At 64.6% G+C, this 20,918-nt stretch carries 21 protein-coding genes; 4 read left to right on the top strand and 17 right to left on the bottom strand.

Annotated features, from left to right (window positions below; all coding sequences use genetic code 11):
• Position 1: 1 nt before the first annotated feature.
• From ruvX to ACTU6V_RS07835, 5 genes are all read right to left on the bottom strand, one after another.
• On the bottom strand, positions 2–475 hold the full coding sequence (gene ruvX / locus ACTU6V_RS07855; RefSeq protein WP_443468304.1) for a Holliday junction resolvase RuvX: 474 nt from the start codon (positions 473–475) through the stop codon (positions 2–4).
• Positions 472–3,132, bottom strand: a complete 2,661-nt coding sequence (alaS, locus tag ACTU6V_RS07850) for an alanine--tRNA ligase (RefSeq protein WP_443468305.1) — start codon at positions 3,130–3,132, stop codon at positions 472–474. The genes ruvX and alaS overlap by 4 nt, the downstream gene beginning before the upstream one ends.
• Before the next feature lie 66 nt (positions 3,133–3,198).
• Positions 3,199–3,387: a hypothetical protein gene (locus ACTU6V_RS07845; protein WP_443468306.1), complete on the bottom strand. Its 189-nt coding sequence runs from the start codon at positions 3,385–3,387 to the stop codon at positions 3,199–3,201.
• A gap of 106 nt (positions 3,388–3,493) precedes the next feature.
• Positions 3,494–4,123 carry a 30S ribosomal protein S4 gene (gene rpsD / locus ACTU6V_RS07840; protein ID WP_443468307.1) on the bottom strand — a complete coding sequence of 210 codons (630 nt, stop codon included), beginning with the start codon at positions 4,121–4,123 and terminating at the stop codon, positions 3,494–3,496.
• A gap of 190 nt (positions 4,124–4,313) precedes the next feature.
• Positions 4,314–5,645, bottom strand: a complete 1,332-nt coding sequence (locus ACTU6V_RS07835) for a replication-associated recombination protein A (RefSeq protein ID WP_443468308.1) — start codon at positions 5,643–5,645, stop codon at positions 4,314–4,316.
• A gap of 83 nt (positions 5,646–5,728) precedes the next feature.
• On the opposite strand from ACTU6V_RS07835, the gene ACTU6V_RS07830 reads away from it, so the two are divergent.
• Positions 5,729–6,019: a hypothetical protein gene (locus tag ACTU6V_RS07830; RefSeq protein WP_443475377.1), complete on the top strand. Its 291-nt coding sequence runs from the start codon at positions 5,729–5,731 to the stop codon at positions 6,017–6,019.
• A 112-nt stretch (positions 6,020–6,131) separates the two neighbouring features.
• Here the strand turns inward: ACTU6V_RS07830 and ACTU6V_RS07825 are convergent, their stop codons facing one another.
• Positions 6,132–6,347, bottom strand: coding sequence for a hypothetical protein (locus ACTU6V_RS07825; protein ID WP_443475376.1), 216 nt, complete (start codon positions 6,345–6,347; stop codon positions 6,132–6,134).
• Positions 6,348–6,456: 109 nt separating this feature from the next.
• Between ACTU6V_RS07825 and ACTU6V_RS07820 the strand changes: the two genes are divergently transcribed.
• Both ACTU6V_RS07820 and ACTU6V_RS07815 read left to right on the top strand, forming a co-directional pair.
• Positions 6,457–7,809: a DUF349 domain-containing protein gene (locus ACTU6V_RS07820; protein ID WP_443475375.1), complete on the top strand. Its 1,353-nt coding sequence runs from the start codon at positions 6,457–6,459 to the stop codon at positions 7,807–7,809.
• 50 nt (positions 7,810–7,859) lie between these two features.
• Positions 7,860–8,396, top strand: coding sequence for a hypothetical protein (locus ACTU6V_RS07815; RefSeq protein WP_443475374.1), 537 nt, complete (start codon positions 7,860–7,862; stop codon positions 8,394–8,396).
• 2 nt (positions 8,397–8,398) lie between these two features.
• Here ACTU6V_RS07815 and ACTU6V_RS07810 read toward each other — a convergent pair whose 3' ends face one another.
• From ACTU6V_RS07810 to pdxS, 11 genes are all read right to left on the bottom strand, one after another.
• Positions 8,399–10,648, bottom strand: a complete 2,250-nt coding sequence (locus tag ACTU6V_RS07810) for a RelA/SpoT family protein (RefSeq protein ID WP_443475373.1) — start codon at positions 10,646–10,648, stop codon at positions 8,399–8,401.
• Positions 10,649–10,716: 68 nt separating this feature from the next.
• On the bottom strand, positions 10,717–11,706 hold the full coding sequence (secF, locus tag ACTU6V_RS07805) for a protein translocase subunit SecF (RefSeq protein ID WP_443468314.1): 990 nt from the start codon (positions 11,704–11,706) through the stop codon (positions 10,717–10,719).
• Positions 11,706–13,436, bottom strand: coding sequence for a protein translocase subunit SecD (gene secD, locus ACTU6V_RS07800; protein ID WP_443468315.1), 1,731 nt, complete (start codon positions 13,434–13,436; stop codon positions 11,706–11,708). Before secD ends, secF begins: the two co-directional genes overlap by 1 nt.
• 73 nt (positions 13,437–13,509) lie before the next feature.
• Entirely contained in the window at positions 13,510–13,911 is a 402-nt protein-coding gene (locus ACTU6V_RS07795; protein ID WP_443468316.1) for a preprotein translocase subunit YajC, read from the bottom strand.
• A 72-nt stretch (positions 13,912–13,983) separates the two neighbouring features.
• A complete protein-coding gene (ruvB, locus tag ACTU6V_RS07790) occupies positions 13,984–15,024 on the bottom strand; it encodes a Holliday junction branch migration DNA helicase RuvB (protein ID WP_443468317.1) in 1,041 nt (346 codons plus the stop codon).
• Positions 15,017–15,652 carry a Holliday junction branch migration protein RuvA gene (ruvA, locus tag ACTU6V_RS07785; protein WP_443468318.1) on the bottom strand — a complete coding sequence of 212 codons (636 nt, stop codon included), beginning with the start codon at positions 15,650–15,652 and terminating at the stop codon, positions 15,017–15,019. The genes ruvB and ruvA overlap by 8 nt, the downstream gene beginning before the upstream one ends.
• Before the next feature lie 18 nt (positions 15,653–15,670).
• Positions 15,671–16,246 carry a crossover junction endodeoxyribonuclease RuvC gene (gene ruvC / locus ACTU6V_RS07780; protein WP_443475372.1) on the bottom strand — a complete coding sequence of 192 codons (576 nt, stop codon included), beginning with the start codon at positions 16,244–16,246 and terminating at the stop codon, positions 15,671–15,673.
• Between the two features lie 46 nt (positions 16,247–16,292).
• Positions 16,293–17,060, bottom strand: a complete 768-nt coding sequence (locus tag ACTU6V_RS07775) for a YebC/PmpR family DNA-binding transcriptional regulator (protein WP_443468320.1) — start codon at positions 17,058–17,060, stop codon at positions 16,293–16,295.
• A 72-nt stretch (positions 17,061–17,132) separates the two neighbouring features.
• On the bottom strand, positions 17,133–18,005 hold the full coding sequence (locus ACTU6V_RS07770) for a DUF402 domain-containing protein (protein ID WP_443475371.1): 873 nt from the start codon (positions 18,003–18,005) through the stop codon (positions 17,133–17,135).
• A 9-nt stretch (positions 18,006–18,014) separates the two neighbouring features.
• The gene (gene pdxT, locus ACTU6V_RS07765; protein WP_443475370.1) at positions 18,015–18,647 is read right to left on the bottom strand and encodes a pyridoxal 5'-phosphate synthase glutaminase subunit PdxT; all 633 of its coding nucleotides are present in this window, start codon (positions 18,645–18,647) and stop codon (positions 18,015–18,017) included.
• Positions 18,598–19,497: a pyridoxal 5'-phosphate synthase lyase subunit PdxS gene (gene pdxS / locus ACTU6V_RS07760; protein ID WP_443468323.1), complete on the bottom strand. Its 900-nt coding sequence runs from the start codon at positions 19,495–19,497 to the stop codon at positions 18,598–18,600. The genes pdxT and pdxS overlap by 50 nt, the downstream gene beginning before the upstream one ends.
• Before the next feature lie 95 nt (positions 19,498–19,592).
• Between pdxS and ACTU6V_RS07755 the strand changes: the two genes are divergently transcribed.
• Complete coding sequence (locus tag ACTU6V_RS07755; RefSeq protein ID WP_443468324.1) at positions 19,593–20,900, top strand: aminotransferase class I/II-fold pyridoxal phosphate-dependent enzyme; 1,308 nt, start codon at positions 19,593–19,595, stop codon at positions 20,898–20,900.
• The last annotated feature ends 18 nt before the right edge of the window (positions 20,901–20,918 follow it).

Below are 20,918 nucleotides of genomic sequence, written 5' to 3'. Positions count from 1 at the left end.
CTCAGATGGGCTCCTCAGATCGCGGAACCAGAACACCCGCCGGGCTGCCGGTGCTCTTCTCCGTGTCGATCGCGTGCTGCAGCAGAACCACCGCGGCGACCTGATCGACAATGCTACGAGAATTTCGCTGTGTTCTGCCAGATGAGCGCAGTGCGGCGTGTGCGGACACCGTGCTCAGACGCTCATCCATCAGCCGTACCGGGATCGATGTCAGCTCCTGCAGCGCCGCGGCGAACTCGCGGGCGTCCGCAGTGGACGGCGTTTCCGCACCCTGCATGTTTACCGGCAGACCGACAACGAACTCCAACGGCTCGTACTCTCTCGCGATCTCTGCGATGCGGGCGAGCGAAGAGTCCGAACGAGGCACCGTCTCGACGGGGACGGCGAGCATCCCGTCGGGGTCGCACCGCGAGATTCCGACGCGGGCTTTACCGACATCGACACCGAGACGCACGCCCCGACGAAAACCGGTCACGCGCTGCGCAGGTCGGTCGTGATGGCCTCGAGTGCGGCGCTAAGGGATGCCGCATCTGTACCGCCGCCCTGGGCGACGTCGTCACGCCCGCCGCCACCGCCACCGAGCACGGATGCTGCGCGTTTGGCGAGCACACCCGCCTTGGCACCGGCTGCACGGGCAGCCTCGTTGGTGGCTACGACGACGATCGGCCGTCCTCCGGCGATACCGCCGAGTGCGACGACCGCGGCGTCTGCGCCGAGACGCTCGCGCACGCTCAGCGCGAGACCGCGAACGTCGTCGCCGGAAGCGACTTCACCCACCGACACCGCAGCGACACGGTACGCGCCCACGCGCTGGGCGGACTCGGCGATCGCCGGGACCCGACCCTCGCGCTCCTTCGCCTCGAACTGCGCAATGCGCTTCTCTGCGGCCTTCAGATTCGCGGCGATCTCGGCGATGCGTTCCGGCAGCTGCTCGCGAGGGGTCTTCAGCGACGAAGTCAGCTGTGAGACGATTGCGCGCTCTGCAGCCAGCTCGCGGAATGCGTCCTGACCGACCAGAGCCTCGATGCGACGGTTGGATGCGCCGACGGACGACTCCCCAACCAGGCTGACGATGCCGATCTCAGAGCTGGACGACACATGCGTGCCCGCACACAGCTCACGAGACCACGGTCCGCCGATGTCGACCATACGCACGACATCGCCGTACTTCTCGCCGAACAGCGCCATCGCACCCGCTTCTTTGGCCTCGTCGAGCGAGACGATGCGCGTGGTCACCTCAAGAGCGTCTTGGACTGCCCGGTTGGTGATGTCCTCGATCTCGGTGCGCGTATCTGCAGAGAGAGGCTGCGACCAGGAGAAGTCGAACCGCATGTAGCCCGCGCGGTTCAGCGAGCCCGCCTGAGTGGCGCTCGTCCCGAGGGTGTCGCGGAGAGCTGCGTGCACCAGGTGCGTTGCCGAGTGCGCCTGACGCGCAGCGCGGCGGTTAGCGGCGTCGACCACCGTCGTCGCGCGATCGTCGACGGCGACGCTTCCGGTGCTGACCTGGACTGTGTGACTGATGAGGCCCGGAACCGGCTTCTGCACGTCGAGCACCTCGAGCTCGAAACCGGGGCCGACGATCATGCCCTTGTCAGCGACCTGGCCGCCGGACTCCGCGTAGAGGGCAGTCTCGGCGAGGATGATCTCGGCCATGTCGCCCTCGGAGGCGGCGGTGACGGGGTGCCCGTCGACGAGGATTCCCAGAACGCGGGACTCCGCCTCGAGATCCGTGTACCCGGCGAATGCGGTCTCTCCGAGTGCGCGGAAGTCGCGGTACACCGAGACATCGGCGAGCTGGCGGCGACGGCTCTTCGCATCCGCCTTCGCGCGGGTGCGCTGCTCGGTCATCAGCTCGTCGAACGCGCCGCGATCAACGCTCAGACCCTGCTCCTGGGCGATCTCGAGTGTGAGGTCGATCGGGAACCCGTAAGTGTCGTGCAGTAGGAACGCCTCAGGGCCAGAAAGAATCTGCGTTCCGGACTTCTTCGTGTCGCCGAGCGCGAGATCCAGAATGGTCGAGCCCTGCGCGAGCGTGCGAAGGAAGGTCTCCTCCTCAGCGACAGCCAGAGACGAGAGACGATCCCACTCGGTCTCGAGGACGGGATAAGACGCCTTCATCGCATCACGCGAGGCGGCGAACAGCTCAGGGAAGGTTGGAGCGTCCACACCGAGCAGGCGCATCGAGCGCACCGTGCGACGCATGAGGCGGCGCAGGATATACCCGCGGCCATCGTTCGCCGGCTTGACTCCGTCAGAGAGCAGCATGAGAGAGGACCGCACGTGATCTGCGATCACGCGGAAGCGGACATCGTCCTCGTGCGAGACGCCATACTTGCGGCCGGAGATCTCCATGGCGCGATCGAGAACCGGCCGAACCTGATCGGTCTCGTACATGTTCTCGGCGCCCTGCTTGAACATGGCGACGCGCTCGAGACCCATTCCGGTATCGATGTTCTTCTTCGGGAGGGGACCTGCGATGTCGAAGTCGACCTTCGAGCGCACCTCGGAGAGCAGTTCCTGCATGAAGACCAGGTTCCAGATCTCCGTGAAGCGGTTGTCGTCGACGATCGGGCCACCATCGCGGCCGTAAGCCGGTCCGCGGTCGATGTAGATCTCAGAGCACGGGCCCGCGGGGCCGGGCTGGCCGGTGTGCCAGTAGTTGTCCTCCTTGCCCATGCGCTGAATGCGCTCGGCGGGGAGCCCAGCGATCTTCTGCCAGAGAGCGGCAGCTTCATCATCGGTCTCGTAGACGGTGACCCAGATGTCCTTCTCGGCGAAGCCGAGTCCGCCATCGGCCTCCGCTGAGGTCAGCAGCTCCCAGGCGTAGCTGATCGCGCCCTCTTTGAAGTAGTCGCCGAAGGACCAGTTGCCCAGCATCTGGAAGAACGTGCCGTGACGAGCGGTCTTTCCGACCTCTTCGATGTCGTTGGTGCGGATGCACTTCTGCAGGTCGGTCGCACGTGGGAACGGCGCAGGAAGCAGCCCCTGCAGGTACGGCACGAACGGCACCATGCCGGCGATCGTGAACATGACGGTGGGGTCATCGCTCACGAGAGATGCCGAAGGCACAACGGTGTGACCGTTCTTCTCGAAGTAGGAAAGGTAGCGCTGCGCGATTTCCGCGGTTTTCATTTGGGTACGGCTGTCCTTGTGTCAGACGGACGGATGCTGCACGGGATGCGGCATCCGGGAGGGTGATCAGTTCTCGCGGAGCTCGATGAGACGGGCTTCCTGCTCACGGTACGCGTCCGAGAGGATCGCGGTGAAACCCGTGATCCGCGCGTCGACCTCTGAGAGAAGGTCGTGTCCTCGCGGGTCCTTGTTCATGAAGTGCGCGGCGACGAATCCGCCGATCACGCCGATCAGGAACCACAGAAAGCTCTTCATGTCGCCATCCTCATGATTGGGCCGCGGCACGCGGCCTTTCCATCGTAGGCGGAAACGGCAGAAGGCGCCGGGATCTCTCCCGGCGCCTTCTGAGTGAAACGTTGTATCAGCGAGCTGCGTAGTACTCGACGACGAGCTGCACTTCACAGGTCACGGGGACCTCGGCGCGCTTCGGACGACGAAGCAGACGGGCCTGCAGCTTGTCGAGCTCGACCTCGAGGTAGCCGGGAACCGGCGGAAGCACCTCGGCATGACCGCCGGCTGCTGCCACCTGGAAAGGCTCGGTGCCCTCGCTGCGCGGCTTGACGTGGATGATCTGACCCGGCTTCACGCGGAAGGACGGGCGGTCGACGAGCTGACCGTCGACCATGATGTGACGGTGCACGACCATCTGGCGAGCCTGTGCCGTGGTGCGGGCGAAGCCCGAACGGAGCACGAGGGCGTCCAGACGCATTTCGAGCAGCTCGACCAGGTTCTCACCGGTCAGGCCGTCGACGCGACGTGCCTCGTTGAACGCGATGCGCAGCTGCTTCTCGCGGATGCCGTACTGCTCGCGCAGACGCTGCTTCTCACGGAGACGGACAGCGTAGTCGCTGTCAGCCTTGCGCTTGGTGCGGCCGTGCTCACCCGGAGCGTAGGGACGCTTCTCGAGGTAGCGGGCAGCCTTCGGGGTGAGGGCGATGCCGAGGGCGCGGGAGAGACGCACCTTGCGGCGGTCCTGGGACTTCGTAACCACGAAGTATTCCTTCCGATGACGTGGACGTGTCTTTCACGTCTCACGGACGTATCTCGACGCTCTGCCTGATGTGCGCACGCCGGGGCGCCCAAAAGGTGGGGTGTGAACGCAGAGATGCCCGAAAACTGTGTTTCGAGCCGCTCAAGTCTAACAGAACGGGTCGCGGGCGGTTTCGGCGCCCTGTGAGTGGTCAGCGACCGTCAAGGATCCGACGGATGCGCTCGAGCCGAGCGGAGACTTCACGCTCTGCGCCCAGTGCCTTGGGCTGGTAGTAACGGCGGCCCTGCAGCTCATCAGGAAGGTACTGCTGAGTGACGATGCCGTGATCGTCGTCATGCGGATACTTGTAGCCCTTGCCGTGTCCGAGCCGCTTGGCTCCCGCATAGTGGGCATCGCGAAGGTGCAGCGGCACCCGACCGAAGTTGCCCGCCCGAACGTCGGCAATTGCGGCGTTGATCCCGGAATAAGCCGCGTTGGATTTCGCTGTGGTCGCGAGGTAGACCGTCGCTTCAGCGAGCGGAATCCGCCCTTCGGGCATGCCGATGAAAGCGACCGCGTCGGCTGCCGCAGTCGCGATGACCAGTCCTTGCGGGTCAGCGAGACCGATGTCTTCTGCCGCAGAGATCACCAGACGCCGAGCGATGAAGCGCGGGTCCTCCCCCGCTTCGATCATTCGGGCGAGGTAGTGTAGCGCGGCATCCGGATCGGAACCGCGGATGGACTTGATGAACGCACTGATCACGTCGTAGTGCTCATCTCCCTGACGGTCGTAGCGCAGCAGCGCGCGATCAACCGCCTGGGCGACGTCGTCTGCTGTGACGACGCTGCTATCAGCGCCTGCTTCGGCCGTCGACACTGCGACGGCTGCGGCCGCTTCGAGGCCGGTGAGCGCGCGGCGCGCGTCACCGGAAGCGAGCCGCACGAGCGCCGCGCGCGCCGAGTCTTCAACGGAGACGCTGCCGTTGAGCCCACGCGCGTCGGTCGTCGCGCGTTCGATCAGAAGTGCGACATCGGCATCGGTCAGGGGCTGAAGAGTGAGAAGCAGAGACCGCGAGAGCAGCGGCGAGATCACCGAGAACGAGGGGTTCTCGGTTGTGGCTGCGATGAGGATGACCCAGCCGTTCTCCACCCCTGGTAGAAGAGCATCCTGCTGAGCTTTGGTGAACCGGTGGATCTCATCGAGGAAGAGGATCGTGGTCTGGCCGTACAGGTCGCGCTGGGTGATCGCTTCCTGCATCACTTCACGAACATCCTTGACGCCCGCGGTGATCGCAGAGAGCTCGACGAAGCGGCGGCCGGACGACCGAGCGATCGCCTGCGCCAGGGTGGTCTTACCTGTGCCCGGCGGACCCCACAGAATGATCGAGACGGCACCGGGCGATGCGGCATCCGGATCGGCCAGCGCGACAATGGGCGATCCTGCGCGCAGCAGGTGCTGCTGGCCTGCCACCTCGTCGAGCGAGGTGGGGCGCATCCGCACGGCAAGGGGCGTCTGTCCCGAGAGCAGCGGAGCGGAGGTCATACACCCAGGCTAATGCTCACCGGCGACAACGCTCACCGGTAGGCTCACCTGTGGCGCGGACCCCGCGCGCCGTGGGAAGGAAGATGATGGCGAGTCGTGGATCGAAGGACGCCCAGCGTTCGAAGGCCTCTGCCGAGCGCGCACGGATGTACGCAGCACGGACTTCGTGGCATGAGGGCCAGATCAGCCGTCGAGTACGGGACAACACGATCGCTGCCGTCATCGGAGGGCTCGTCATCGTGGGTGCCATCGTCAGCCAGTCCGTCCACGCGGCTGTGACCGCCCCCGAGCCCGAGCCGAGCGAGGCGTCGACTCCTGCGGTCCTCGAGAACCCGTTCGCAGACCTGTTCCCTGCTGCAACGCCGATCGAATAGACGAGATCTCACACTCCTGATGCGCGTCTGTGAGACGGTCGTGTCGACGTCGAGGCTCTGCAGGGCTCCGGCCGTCTCCAGCCCGAGCTGGCTGCGTCGCCGCTGCACGAAGTCACGCACCGCTTGCACGTCGTCGAGAGTCCGATAGACGAAGCATCCGGGCAGGTCGGCGCCGTCCACCGCCCAGTTCGCTCGGCGTCACACCGGAGAAGTCGCCGGTGAGGCCGACACGGTCATACGGCAGACGGCCCTCCCCACCGATCACGGTGATCTGCAAGTCTTCGTCCGCGCAGCTGCCCAGGCTCTCCACGAGGCGGTGCGCGACCACGCCCGCTCCCACTACGACAATCACTGCATCCGCGGGCTGGCCCCAGGCGTACTAGGCTGAGCGAAGTCCTTTCCACCCTCACGCGGGCTGACCGCGCAAGGAGCACATCGTGTCTGCAGCCGAGACCCCCAAGCCCACACCGCCCGTTCCCGCGCCTCCGCGCATCCCGATGCCACCTCGCGCATCGGCGCCGGTCGCTTCCCCCGCGGCCGCGGCTTCCCCAGTGGCTGCGGCCGACTCCGCCGATTGGGGCCGTGTCACTGACGACGGCGTCGTCGAGGTGCGCGAAGGCGAGCAGTGGCGCGTCGTCGGCCAGTATCCCGACGGCACGCCCGAAGAGGCGCTCGCGTACTTCGTCCGCAAGTTCGACGACCTCGCATTCAAGTTGCACACGCTCGAGCAGCGTCACCAGTCAGGTGGCGCCTCGGCAAGCGATCTGACCAGCCAGGCGGGCAAGCTCGTCACCGAGGTGACGGATGCTGCCGCTGTCGGCGATCTCGCATCACTGAACGCGCGACTGAGCGCTCTCACTGAGGCTCTCGCTGAGGCACGCGAGGCCGAAGCCAAAGAGGCCAAGGAGCAGGTTGACAAGGCGATCGCCGATCGCACGGTCGTCGTTGAGGGCATCGAGGCAATCGCCGCTCGTGATCTCAGCAAGGTCCAGTGGAAGCAGGTCACTGAAGAGGTCAACACGCTCTTCGAGACCTGGCAGTCCCAGCAGCAGAACGGTCCGCGCCTTCCCAAGGGCATCTCGCAGCAGCTGTGGAAGCGATTCCGTGACGCTCGCTCCGTCATCGACAAGAACCGTCGCACGTTCTATGCCGAGCTCGACGAGACGCACAAGTCTGCGCGTGAGCGCAAGAACACGCTGATCGAACGCGCAGAAGCCCTCGCGCCGAAGGGCGTGGACGGAATCCCCGCGTACCGCAACCTGCTCGAGGACTGGAAGGCTTCCGGTCGTGCCGGACGGAAGGCCGATGATGCCCTGTGGGCTCGCTTCAAGGCGGCCGGCGACGCCCTGTACGCTGCTCGCGCTGAGCAGTCCGCCGCAGAAGAGGCTGAGTCTGCACCGAAGATCGAGGCACGCAAGGCGCTCCTCGTAGACGCCAAGGCTGTCGCTGACGAATCGAACATCAAGCAGGCTCGTGCGCTGCTCACCAAGATTCAGCGTCAGTGGGACGAGGTGGGCCGCATCTTCCCGCGCGAGCAGGAGCGTGCCCTCGATGACAAGCTCCGCGTGATCGAGCAGGCGCTCAAGTCACGCGAAGAGGTCGACTGGAAGCGGAACAACCCCGAGACCAAGGCGCGTGCGAACGACATGAGCCAGCAGCTGCAGGACGCGATCGACAAGCTCGAGAGCGAACTGGCAGCAGCTGAGAAGTCCGGCAATAAGAAGGCCGTGAAGGAAGCAGCTGACGCGCTGGAAGCCCGTCGCGCCTGGCTGGGAGCCCTCGGTAACTGACGTTATCCACAGCAGCCCCGGGAAGGGACAGAGCGCGGCACACTGAAAGTGTGCATCCATCGCTGCTCTTCTTTCCTGGGGCTCTGCTGTCCCAACCCGAACTGAACTCGGCGCGCCTGGATGGTCTGCTGTTCGAGGTCGGCGACGGCTACATGCCGCCCGATCTTCCGGAGGATGCGGCCGCACGCGTGGCATCCCTGAAGCCGATCCTGGTTCCCGGCTATGCCGCGAGTGGGCCGACGGCGGCGTGGGTGCACGGCACGGGGAATGCTCCCCCAGCGCAGCACCACCTGCAGCGGGTCATCGCCCGCCGCCAGCGCGTGCATGCTCCGCCCGGTGTCGTGCTGCACGATGTGCTTCTTGACACGGACGACTTCGAGGTCGTGGGCGGCGCACCTGTCACCACTGTGCTGCGCACGCTGACTGACCTTGCTCTCGCTGCGAGCAGTGACGAAGCCGCCGCACACTGGATGCGGTGCCTTGCCGATAGTCGACACGATCTCGTCGCTCGTGCGATCGCGCACGTGGAATCCCGACCACGCCTGCCAGGGAAGCACGCGGCACTATCAGCGTTGAGGAGCGTGTGACCCTACGAAGAGGTGACCCGGTAGACGTCGTACACCGCGTCGATCCGGCGCACCGCGTTGAGCACACGGTCAAGATGCACGGAATCACCCATCTCGAACACGAACCGGCTGATCGCGAGCCGCTCATCATTGGTGTTCACCGTGGCCGAGAGAATGTTGACGTGGTGCTCGCTGAGCACTCGGGTCACATCTGAGAGCAATCCGCCACGATCGAGCGCTTCGACCTGGATCTGCACCCGGAACACGCTCTTGCTCGTGGAGCCCCACTCCACATCGATGAAGCGCTGCTCCTGGTCGCTGAGCGCGTGAACGTTGACGCAGTCGGCGCGGTGCACCGAGACTCCGCTGCCGCGCGTCACGAACCCGACGATCTTGTCACCCGGCACTGGGGTGCAGCACTTGGCGAGTTTCACGAGAATGTCAGACGCACCCCGCACCAGAATCCCGGAATCCCCGGTTCGCGGTACGTGCGCACGCGGCCGCACGGGAATATCGATCGCACCAGTGCTCGTGTCGTTCGCAGCGATGAGCGCGGTGACCTTCTCGAGCACCGACTGCGTGGATACGTGCCCTTCGCCGACTGCGGCGTACAGGGCAGAGACATCCTCGTACCGAAGTTGGAGTGCCACTTCAGCGAAAGAGTCATGGTTCATCAAACGCTGCAGCGGCATGTTCTGACGCCGCATCGCGCGAGCGATGGACTCCTTACCCTGCTCGATCGCCTCCTCACGGCGTTCCTTGGTGAACCACCCCTTGATCTTGTTGCGGGCACGAGTGCTCTTGACGAAAGACAGCCAATCCTGGCTGGGACCGGCATCCGGATTCTTCGACGTGAACACCTCGACGACATCGCCGCTGTTGACCACCGTCTCGAGCGGAACCAGACGACCATTGACCTTCGCGCCCATGGTGCGGTGGCCGATCTCGGTGTGCACGGCATACGCGAAATCTACTGTCGTCGCACCGGATGGCAGCCCGATCACTCGCCCCTTGGGCGTGAAGACGTAGACCTCTTTCGCACCGATCTCGAAGCGGAGAGAGTCGAGGAACTCACTCGGGTCTGCTGTCTCGGCCTGCCAGTCCGAGATGTGCGCCAGCCAGGTCATGTCCGTGTCGCTCGGACCATCGACGGACTTCCCGCCGTTCATCCGCTCTTTGTACATCCAATGCGCTGCAACACCGAACTCCGCCTGCTGGTGCATCTCGTGCGTGCGGATCTGGATCTCGACGGTACGACCGCTGGGACCGATGACCGTCGTGTGCAGCGACTGATAGAGGTTGAACTTAGGCGTGGCGATGTAGTCCTTGAAGCGACCGGGCAGCGGTGTCCAGCGCGCGTGAATGGCGCCGAGCACGGCGTAGCAGTCGCGAACCGAGCCCACGAGCACGCGGATGCCGATCAGGTCGTAGATGTCGTCGAACTCACGCCCTCGCAGCACCATCTTCTGGTACACCGAGTACAACTGCTTCGGGCGTCCCCCCACCTGCCCCTTGATACGGAGGTCGTGCAGGTCTTCGCCTATCGATTCGATGACCTGCTTGAGATACTTCTCGCGTTGAGGAGTCCGCTGAGCGATCAGGCTGTTGATCTCGGCGTAAATCTTCGGATGCAGCACAGCGAACGAAAGGTCTTCAAGTTCCGACTTGATCGTCTGGATGCCGAGTCGATTAGCCAGCGGCGAGTAGATCTCCAGAGTCTCTCTGGCCTTCGGCGCAGCCTTCTCGGGTGGTACGAAGCCCCACGTGCGCGCATTGTGGAGGCGGTCGGCGAGCTTGATCAGAAGCACTCGGATGTCCTTGGACATCGCCACGATCATCTTGCGGACGGTCTCGGCCTGAGCACTCTCGCCGTACTTGACCTTGTCGAGCTTGGTGACGCCATCGACGAGCATCGCCACTTCATCGCCGAACGTGTCCGTCAGCTCTGAGAGCGCGTACCCGGTGTCTTCGACGGTGTCATGCAGGAGGGCCGCCGCGATTGCGCGGGGCCCCAGCCCCATCTCGGCGAGAATCTGCGCAACAGCCAGCGGGTGAGTGATGTACGGCTCGCCGCTGCGACGCTTCTGCCCCTCGTGCTTCTCTTTGGCAACCTTGTACGCCCGCTCGATGATCGCGAGATCACCTTTGGGGTGGTTCACCCGCACTGAGCGGATGAGGTTGTCGAGATCGTTGATCCGAGGCGCGCGCGAGAAGATGCGAGGGACGAGTCGTCTCAGGCTCGAGCCCTGCGCCTGCGTGGTCGCCTCCGACATCGCTTCACCTCCGGGTCACAACATCTTACGCGCCTGCCGGTGTTCGGGCCCGGTGGCGGTCAGCCGCCTCAGGCGTCGACTGCAGCGCGAGCACGAAGCTCGAGCACGCGGCGATCGCCCTCCACGATGTTCGGCTCCTTCTCGCGGAACAGCGAGTACAGCGGGGCTGCGACGAAGAGCGTCGAATATGTGGCGACGAGGATTCCGACGAAGATCGACAGCGAGATGTCCGTGAGGGTTTCAGCACCGAGCCAGAAAGCTCCGATGAAGAGGATCGCGCCGACAGGCAGAGCCGCGACGATCGACGTGTTGATCGAACGCACGAGGGTCTGGTTCACCGCGAGGTTCACCGATTCTCCGAAGGTTCGAGAGGAGTTCTCACCGTCTTCCGTGGTGTTCTCACGGACTTTATCGAACACCACCGTCGTGTCGTACAGCGAGTACGCGAGGATCGTGAGGAAGCCGATGACGGCTGCCGGCGAGATCTCGAATCCTGCCAGCGCGTACACGCCGACCGTGATGACGAGCACGTCGAGCAGGCCGATGATGGCTGCCGCCGACATTTTCCAGGTGCGGAAGTAGATCGCAAGGATCAGGAACGTCAGCGCGAGGAAGATCGCCAGACCCCACAGGGACTGTCGGGTGACGCTCTCACCCCACTGCGGGCCGATGAAGGATGAGGTGATCTCTTCCGGGGCGACGTTGTACGCCTCTGCCAGTGCGTGGGCGACAGCCTGAGTATCCTCTGCCGACATCTGCGAGGTCTGCACCCGCACATCTGTACCGCCCACGATCGCGACCTTCGCAGTCGATTCTGGAACGACCGACTGCACAGCTGTCGTCGCAGTCGCCTGATCAGTGGATTCCGGCGCGACCACCGTGAACTGCGATCCACCGGTGAACTCGATCGAGAACTGCACCGGGCGCAGAAGGGGTACAAGGGCGGATGCCACGACAAGGACGATCGCGATGATGAACCACAAACGACGCTTGCCGACGAACGGGAAGGAGGTCTTTCCCGTGTAAAGGTTGTTGCCGAACTCATTCATGGAGGCCATCAGCGCTCTCCCTCGCTTCCCGAGTCCGTGGATCTGCTCGAAGTGAGCGACTGTTCTCTCTTGCGCTCGGCGATCGTCTGTCGCCGTTCCGCTTCGCCGCGCGAGCGGCTGTTCTTTGCTGCACGACCGACCGTGGTCTGCGCGACCTCGCGGAACTGCGAGCGGGCGTGATAGACCGCACCGAGCGCATCAGGGTCAAGACCCGACAGCTTGTGTCCGCCGCCGAAGAAGCGAGTGCGAGCAAGAATCTGCATGACCGGATGCGTGAAGATCACGAAGATGAACACGTCGATGAGGGTCGTCAGACCCAGCGTAAAGGCGAAGCCCTTCACCGTCGAGTCGGCGAGGACGTACAGCACGACAGCGGCGAGGATGTTGATCGATTTCGAGATGTAGATGGTTCGCTTCGCGCGCCCCCAACCGTCTTCAACGGCGCCGGTGATCGACTTTCCGTCTCGCAACTCATCGCGTATTCGCTCGAAGTACACGATGAACGAGTCGGCCGTGAATCCGATCGACACGATGAGGCCCGCGACACCTGCCAGCGAAAGGCGGAAGCCGAGGCGCCACGCCAAGATGCAGATGATGATGTAGGTCAGCACACCCATCACCGCGATCGAGGCGATGATGACCGTACCGAGTGCGCGGTAGCTGATCAGCGAGTAGACCGCGACGAGCGCGAGTCCGATCAGACCGGCGATGAGGCCGACCTGGAGCTGCTGGGTTCCGAGCGTTGCCGAGATCGTGTCTGAGCTCTCGGTGGTGAAGCTGAGCGGCAGAGCACCGTACTTGAGCTGGTTGGCGAGCGTCTCAGCGGTCTCCTGAGTGAACGACCCGGAGATGCTCGGCTTTCCGTTGAGGATCTGCGCGTTCATCTGAGGAGCCGAGATGACCTTGCCATCCAGAACGAACGCGAACTGGTCGCGCGGGCTCAGACCGTCGAGCTTGTTCTGGTAGAGACGCTGGCTGATCTCGCCGAAGACCTTGGTGCCGTGGCTGTCGAGGGTGAGCTGCACGGTCCATGCGCCCGACTGCGGGTCGCGACCGCTGGTGGCGTCATCGATCGCGTCACCCGAAAGCTCCATCGGACCGAGGATGTACTTCACCATGCCGGTGTCATCACACGTGATCAGCGGCTCATCAGAGGGAGCACTCGAGGCAGTGTTCTCCGGGTTCGCGCAGTCGAAAGCGAGGAACTCTCCCTGCAGCTTCTCGGTCACCCAGGCCATGTCACTGCCGTCGGTAGGCGTCGCCGTCGGCACCGCGTTGGCCGAGGGATCGGGCGAAGGGTAGGGCGTGCTGTTGCCATCCTCGCCGACGAACTCGGTCGCAGGGTCGCCCGCGAAGATCACCGAGCGGAACTCGAGCTGTGCGCTGGCCTGGATGCGAGCGCGGGTCTCCTCATCGGCGACACCGGGAATCTGGACGACGATGTTGCGTCCGCCCTCGGTCGTGATGTCGGCTTCAGCCACACCGGAGGCGTCGACACGCTGACGGATGATCGAGACCGCCTGGTCGAGCTGCTCCGTCGAGGGGTTCGACCCGTCTTCGGTGACGGCGCTCAGGACGATCTGCGTGCCACCCTGCAGGTCGAGGGCGAGCTCAGGAGTCCAAGAGCTCTTCTGGAATCCGTAGACACCCAGTGCATTGATGCCGAACAGAGCGGCCGTCACGAGGAGAAGGCCGAGGAGGACCTTCCACGCATGGCGGACAGGAGAGGATGAAGCCACGGATGTTCAGCTTTCTGCGTTACCGAGTGGACCGGACAGGGCCAGCGAAGAGACTACTACTCGACGATGGCGATCAGTTGCCGTCGGAGTCGCGCTCCAGGCGGGCACGGGTCTGCTCGGGCGTCTCCGGAGTCGAGTCGACCTCGATCTCTTCGATCACGTGGTCGTGAACGTCCGCGTCGGACTCGAAGTCTGCGACAGCATCCTTCGGCTCGACGATGCGGAGGATCGCCTGGCTGTGGACCTCGATGATCGTTCCCGGTGCGATCTCGACGAGTGCGGGCGTGTCGAGGTCATTGGGGTCGTACGCGACGATCGTGCCGTAGAGGCCCCCCTGGAGCAGGACCTTCACGCCGGGAACCGTCTTGGTGGCCTTCTCTTCCTGTTCGGCCTTCAGCGCCTTCTGCCGCTTGCGCGTGTTGAAGAACATGAAGACGAGAAGGACGGCGAGGAGGCCGAAGAGGACGATTTCCATCAGGCAGAGCCTTTCAAAATGTGCACGCCGAGGGTCGGACGTGCCGGGGGTCAGGGGTGAAGTCTTCAGCGATTATAGGTCATCGAGCAATGCGGCGCTTTCGGGATGCGACAGCCCGAGGTGCGCATACGCCTCTGGCATCGCGACCCGCCCGCGCGGGGTGCGGCCGAGGAAGCCGATGCGCACGAGGAAGGGCTCGACCACGCTCTCCACTGTTTCTGCTTCTTCGCCGACGGCGACAGCGAGGGTGCTGAGTCCTACGGGGCCTCCGCGGAAACGGTGCACGAGCGCTTCGAGAACCGCGCGGTCCAAACGGTCCAATCCGATCGGGTCGACGTCGTAGAGCTCGAGCGCCGCGTTGACGTCACCGAGCGTCGCGCCACCGCGTTCGCCATGGACGAGCGCGTAGTCGCGCACTCGACGCAGAAGCCGATTGGCGATGCGTGGGGTGCCCCGCGAACGGCGAGCGATCTCATGACGCGCGTCGACCGGCACGCCCACATCGAGCACGAGCGATGATCTCTCGATCACCTTCTCGAGGTCGGCATCGTCATAGAACTCCAGATGTCCGGTGAAACCGAACCTGTCGCGCAGAGGGTTGGGGAGCAGCCCTGACCGTGTCGTCGCACCGACGAGCGTGAAGGGAGCCAGATCAAGCGGAATGCTGGTGGCCCCTGCCCCCTTACCGACCATGATGTCGATGCGGAAGTCTTCCATCGCCAGGTAGAGCATCTCCTCGGCGGAGCGCGCCATGCGATGGATTTCGTCGATGAAGAGCACCTCACCGGGAACGAGGCTCGACAGCAGCGCAGCGAGGTCGCCGGCGTGCTGAATCGCCGGCCCGCTCGAGAGACGGAGCGGACGTTCGCTCTCGTGGGCGACGATCATTGCGAGCGTGGTCTTGCCGAGCCCGGGAGGTCCTGCAAGCAGGATGTGGTCAGGAGGACGATTCTGGATGCGCGCAGCATCCAGGAGCAGCTGAAGCTGACCGCGGACCTTGGGCTGCCCGACGAACTCGCCGAGGCTCTCCGGGCGGAGCGCGCCTTCGATTGCCAGCTCGGTCTCGTCGACCGGCTCAGCGGGATCGCGGCCCTCGAAGTGCTCCTCAGCCACGTGCGCCACCGGCCTTCGCCGGGCCCAGAGCCGCGAGCGCCTGCCGCAGCAGCGCAGACACTGATGCGCGGTCAGCGTCGCTCGCGGCTTCTGCGGTCTCTGCGGCGGCCTCGATCGCGACCTTCTCTGACCAGCCCAGACCGATCAGTGCGGCGGTCACCTGAGTGACGACCACATCGCCTGCGGGCGCTGCGCGTCCCGCGGCCGCGGCAGGAGGCTGAAGCTTGCCTGCGAGCTGCACGACGATCAGCTTCGCAGTCTTGGGGCCGATCCCCGACACCCGACGGAACGGAGCGTCGTCGTCATCTGCGACGGCAGCGGCGATCTGATCGACCGTGAGATGTCCGAGTACGCCGAGGGCCGACTTGGGGCCGACTCCGGTCACGCTCAGCAGCTGCGTGAACACTTCCAGCTCGAGAGGCTCGGCGAATCCGTACAGACTCAGGGCATCCTCACGCACGATGAGATTTGTATAGAGCCGCAGCTTCTCGCCGACGCGCGCTGTGTGTGCGACGTCGCCAGGTACAGAGACGAAGAAGCCCACTCCTCCGACATCGATCACGACATGGTCAGCGCCGGTGGGCGGCACCCCCGTGGACAGAACCGTGCCGTGGAGCGAGGAGATCATTGCTCCAGCCTACGATCTTCATCGTATGTATGTTCGAGCGACACGCTCGGCGTCCGCCCACGCCCGCTGTGCGGGCGTCAGCGACTCAGGCGCACCAGCGGTGGCCCCACCGCGCCGCCACGCATGACACAGTGCGATCGCAAGGGCGTCAGCCGCATCAGCCGGCTGAGGCGGCTCATCCAGTCGCAGAATACGGGCGATCATTGCCTGCACCTGCTTCTTATCCGCCGAGCCGTAACCAGTCACCGCAGCCTTCACTTCACTCGGTGTATGGGTCGCGGCGGGCAGCCCCGCTTCGGCAGCGATCAAGAGAGCGACGCCGCTGGCCTGGGCGGTACCCATCACGGTGTGGCTGTTGTGCTGGGCGAAGACGCGCTCCACGGCGACAGCATCCGGTTTGTGTTCACCGAGGACATCGCGGATTGCCGCGGCGACCGCCGCCAATCGCTCTCCGATGGGAGCGTCCGGCGGAGTGCGAATGACGCCGACGTGCACCAGAGTCCCGCGTCGCGAGCGGTCGACATCGACGATGCCGACACCGCACCGGGTAAGGCCGGGGTCGATCCCGAGCACGCGCAGAGAAGAAGCCGCCACTCCCCCAGGCTATGCGTGGGGGAGGTGACGGCTCGGCAGGCTCGCCTCAGTCTTCTTCTTCGTCGTCCTCGAGTTCGGCCTGCACCTCTGGGGTGAGGTCCAAGTTGCTGTAGACGTTCTGCACGTCTTCGCTGTCTTCAAGGGCATCGATGAGACGGAACACCTTGCGGGCAGTCGCTGCGTCCACCTCGACCTTGACGTTCGGCACGAACTCTACGTCGGCGGATTCATAGTCGATCCCCGCATCCTGCAGAGCAGTGCGGACGGTCACCAGGTCAGTGGCCTCGGTGATGACCCCGTAGTCGTCGCCGTGCGGCTCGATCTCTTCAGCACCGGCCTCGAGTACGGCCTCCATCACGTCGTCTTCGGTGGTTCCCTCGGAACCGACCACAATGACGCCCTTGCGCTCGAAGTTGTACGCGACGCTGCCTGGATCAGCGAGTGTGCCGCCGTTGCGGGTCAGGGCCGTCCGAACCTCTGCGGCTGCGCGGTTCTTGTTGTCGGTCAGACACTCGATCATGAGGGCGACACCGTTGGGTCCGTAGCCTTCGTACATGATCGAGAGGTACTCGACAGCCTCGCCGCCGATACCGGCACCGCGCTTCACTGCGCGATCGATGTTGTCCTTCGGGACCGACATCTTCTTCGCTTTGAAGACGGCGTCGTAGAGCGTCGGGTTGCCCGCCATATCGGCGCCGCCGAGCTTCGCCGCTACTTCGATGTTCTTGATGAGCTTGGCCCACGACTTCGCGCGCCTCGAATCGATGACGGCCTTCTTGTGCTTCGTCGTCGCCCACTTGGAATGCCCGGACATATATCTCCGCTCGTCTCGCGCTTTTAGCGCCCTCATTCTACGCGGTTCCTGGCAATGGTTCCGCGCGAGTGCTCAGCCCCCGAGGCTGTTCGGGCCTGATCGGCGCCTCGCGGACTCGATCAGGGGCGTGGGAGGCAGAGCGACAGGCACATCCATTTCGGCATCGGGCGTCCAATGCGCCCAATCCTCGTCAAGGGGCCACGCGCCATCCACGATGAAATCGTGACCGGCGTGATCGGCGAGCACGCGCACCGCCTCGGCCTGCTCCGCGGTGAAGCGCCCTTGTCTAACGACAGCTTCGAGCTCATCGGCGTCTTTCAGCCAGACGTCCTCGGACCCGACGTGTTCCGCATCGATCCAGATGTCGAGAACGAGGTCATTCGAGAAGACGCTCGAGGTCTCGCCCGTCCCGCGCCGGTGCGGGAGCTCGAGGTTGACGTACACGCCGGCCGGGGAGCCGTCCGCACGCCGGAAGAACCACACTGACCACGGTTTGCCGGTCGGCGCGACACGGACGACCCCCTGTCCGGTCCATGTCTTCTCGCGCATCACCCAGGGCTCGAGGAAACGCTCATCCAAGGGAACATCCCGATGACGCCTGCCATCGGCTGGGCCCGGCTCGAGACGCGAAGATCCCGGGGGAATCCAGATGACGAGTCCCCGCTCGTCGTCCCGGATCACCCGCACTGCCTCGATGTGGCGGCCGTATCGCCAGAGAATCGACTGGCCGGGCACGTACCGAGGAGCATCTGCATCCGACGAGAGGACAGCTTCTTCGAACGCAGGATCCTCATGCGCGTGGGCTTGCTTCTCCAGCAGGGCGACGGCCTCATCCAGTGGCATCTCGGTCGAAGCGATCGATCGCCAGCCGTTAGCTCGACGGCCGATCAGGGTGACGGTGCCACCGCTCTCTGAGACATCCGTGGATCCGATCGGCATTCGCATCCCGCCACGCTACCGCGATGTCACCGAGGCCAAGATCCTTTCGTGGAAGCGGGTCTCGCCGGTGATCTCCGGATGAAAACTGATCCCGATGAGGGCCCCCTGTTCCACGGCGACGACGCGACCATCCGGCAGCGCGGCGAGTGTCGTGACGCCGGGACCCACCGCCGTGATCGCCGGCCCCCGGATGAAGGCTGCCCGGACGGGTTCTCCGCCGAGCACTGGCACGACCAAGACGACCTCGAAGGATTCCGTCTGGCGCCCGAACGCGTTGCGCTGCACTGTGGCATCGAGTCCGCCGAAGGTCTGCTGCCCCTCCGCCGCGTCGGTCAGGGCATCTGCGAGCATGATGAGCCCTGCGCAGGTGCCGAGCATCGGCATCCCGTCTCTGATCGCCTGACGGATCGGTTCCTGCAGGCCGAAGGAACGCGAGAGCTTGTCGATGACCGTCGACTCGCCACCGGGAATCACCAGCGCGTCGACCTCAGCGAGTTCGGATGGACGCCGCACGCGCAGCGTATCGGCTCCGAGCCCCTGCAGGACGTGCTCGTGCTCGAGCACGTCGCCCTGCAGGGACAGGATGCCGATGCGTGGGTTACCAACCACGCTCGGCGAGGCGGTGCGGCGCGGGAAGGTCGGAGACATTGATGCCGACCATCGCCTCACCGAGGCCACGCGAGACTTCGGCGATGACCTTCGCGTCGTCGTAGAAGGTCGTCGCCTTCACGATCGCCTTAGCGCGCTCAGCGGGGTTTCCCGACTTGAAGATGCCGGAGCCGACGAAGACACCGTCGGCGCCGAGCTGCATCATCATCGCGGCATCCGCTGGGGTGGCAACGCCACCTGCGACGAAGAGTACGACCGGCAGCTTTCCTGTCTCTGCGATCTCCGCCACGAGCTCGTAGGGTGCCTGCAGTTCCTTGGCTGCGACATACAGCTCATCTTTCGGAAGAGCCGCGAGAGCGGCGATCTCGCCACGGATCTTGCGGATGTGCTTCATCGCTTCAGACACGTCGCCGGTGCCGGCTTCGCCCTTGGAGCGGATCATCGCCGCCCCTTCGTTGATGCGGCGCAGTGCTTCGCCGAGGTTGGTCGCACCGCACACGAAGGGAACGGTGAAGTCGTACTTGTCGATGTGATTCACATAATCGGCGGGCGAGAGGACCTCCGACTCGTCGATGTAGTCCACACCGAGTTCCTGAAGCACCTGCGCCTCGACGAAGTGTCCGATGCGGGCCTTCGCCATGACCGGAATCGAAACGGTACTGATGATGCTGTCGATCATGTCCGGGTCGCTCATGCGAGAGACGCCGCCTTGGGCACGAATATCGGCAGGAACGCGCTCGAGCGCCATGACCGCAACTGCGCCGGCATCTTCGGCGATCTTCGCCTGCTCCGCGGTGACGACGTCCATGATGACACCGCCCTTGAGCATCTCGGCGAGTCCGCGCTTGACGCGTACCGATCCGGTGGTGGAATTCTCGTCTGCGACCATGGTGGATCCTTCCGTGCATCCAAAGCTGTGTTTGATCTATGCCAAAAGATAGCACTCTCTTCGGGCATCGTAGACTCAGATGTCAGGAGGCGTCATTGAACCAGCAGATCACCGGCCGAACCGCCGCTGAGATCGCCGGCAGCGTGCGCGAACTCCGCGAACGAGGTGTCTTCTCCCCCGGTACCCTGCTGCCGCCAGTGCGAGAGCTCGCGGCGCTCCTCGGGGTCAATCGGAATACCACGGTGGCGGCGTACCGACAGCTCGCCCAAGCGGGCATCGTGGTCAGTCGCGGCCGCGCCGGAACGATGATCGTCGAGCACGATGCCGTCGCCCAGGAGGGTTACGCCGCGAACACCGTGCTCCGTGACATCGGCACGGGAAACCCCGACCCCGCTCTCATCCCTGATCCCTCCGCGGTGCTGGCCGGCGTGGTGGGAAGGCCCGTGCTCTACGGGGAACCCGTCATCGATCCCGCTCTTGAGACATGGGCGCGCGAGTGGATCGCGCCAGACCTGGCGGCATCCGACTTTCGCATCACCGTCACGAGCGGAGCGGTCGACGCCGTCGAACGCCTGCTCGCTCAGGCGCTCATGCGCGATGACGCGGTGGCGCTCGAAGATCCGTGCTTCCTCGCCAGCATCCACACGGTCAGACTCGGCGGCTATCGCGCCGTGCCGGTGCCCGTCGACGACGAGGGCATGACTGTCGATGGCCTCCGCGAGGCATTGGACGCGGGAGTCCGTGCGATCATCTCCACCCCACGCGCGCAGAACCCGACCGGGGCGAGTCTGTCCCCCGCGCGTGCTGCCGCTCTCCGGGAACTGCTTGCGCAGCATCCTTATGTCTTGATCATCGAAGACGATCACTTCTCGATGCTGTCCGAGCAGCGATACGAGAGCCTGGTCGGCCCCGACCACCAGCGCTTCGCGCTTCTGAGATCGGTGTCGAAATTCCTCGGCCCTGATATGTGCCTCGCGATCGCCGCCACGGATGCGGAGACCGCAGAGCGTCTCTCCATGCGATTGAGCCCTGGAACCACGTGGGTGAGTCACCTGTTGCAGCGGCTCGCGCTGGGGATGCTGACCGATGAAGACGCGCACGCACGAATCCGTGCAGCCGGAGCACACTACGCGGAACGCAATCGCGTGTTCGCAGGGCGACTGCGCGAACATGGCATCGATGCCGAGTACACCGACGGAATGAATCTCTGGGTGCGCTTTCCGAAGCCCGCGCGCACGGTCAGGGAACAGCTCATGCGCCGTGGCTGGCTGGCACGAACCGGGGACGAGTTCCTCCTCGACGACAACGCCGATCCCTCGCACCATCTGCGACTCACCGTGCATGACCTGAGCGATGACGACGCAGAGCAGCTCGTCGCAGACATCGCTGTCGCAGTGCGCTGAGAGAGGCGTCGACAGTGA

Source organism: Microbacterium zouquanmingi, assembly GCF_052266675.1.
Taxonomy (GTDB): domain Bacteria; phylum Actinomycetota; class Actinomycetes; order Actinomycetales; family Microbacteriaceae; genus Microbacterium.
Note: the sequence above shows the minus strand (reverse complement) of the source record. Positions and strands in the feature narration are given on the sequence as shown.

What these genes read in the sequence shown, in the direction of transcription:
- ACTU6V_RS07810 (WP_443475373.1), bottom strand. Translation starts at nt 10,648, where the DNA reads ATGTCGGAGGCGACCACGCAGGCGCAGGGCTCGAGCCTGAGACGACTC.
- pdxT (WP_443475370.1), bottom strand. Translation starts at nt 18,647, where the DNA reads ATGTCTCCGACCTTCCCGCGCCGCACCGCCTCGCCGAGCGTGGTTGGT.
- ACTU6V_RS07845 (WP_443468306.1), bottom strand. Translation starts at nt 3,387, where the DNA reads ATGAAGAGCTTTCTGTGGTTCCTGATCGGCGTGATCGGCGGATTCGTC.
- pdxS (WP_443468323.1), bottom strand. Translation starts at nt 19,497, where the DNA reads ATGGTCGCAGACGAGAATTCCACCACCGGATCGGTACGCGTCAAGCGC.
- ACTU6V_RS07770 (WP_443475371.1), bottom strand. Translation starts at nt 18,005, where the DNA reads ATGCGAATGCCGATCGGATCCACGGATGTCTCAGAGAGCGGTGGCACC.
- ACTU6V_RS07830 (WP_443475377.1), top strand. Translation starts at nt 5,729, where the DNA reads ATGATGGCGAGTCGTGGATCGAAGGACGCCCAGCGTTCGAAGGCCTCT.
- alaS (WP_443468305.1), bottom strand. Translation starts at nt 3,132, where the DNA reads ATGAAAACCGCGGAAATCGCGCAGCGCTACCTTTCCTACTTCGAGAAG.
- secF (WP_443468314.1), bottom strand. Translation starts at nt 11,706, where the DNA reads ATGGCCTCCATGAATGAGTTCGGCAACAACCTTTACACGGGAAAGACC.
- ACTU6V_RS07795 (WP_443468316.1), bottom strand. Translation starts at nt 13,911, where the DNA reads ATGGAAATCGTCCTCTTCGGCCTCCTCGCCGTCCTTCTCGTCTTCATG.
- ACTU6V_RS07835 (WP_443468308.1), bottom strand. Translation starts at nt 5,645, where the DNA reads ATGACCTCCGCTCCGCTGCTCTCGGGACAGACGCCCCTTGCCGTGCGG.
- ruvA (WP_443468318.1), bottom strand. Translation starts at nt 15,652, where the DNA reads ATGATCTCCTCGCTCCACGGCACGGTTCTGTCCACGGGGGTGCCGCCC.
- ACTU6V_RS07775 (WP_443468320.1), bottom strand. Translation starts at nt 17,060, where the DNA reads ATGTCCGGGCATTCCAAGTGGGCGACGACGAAGCACAAGAAGGCCGTC.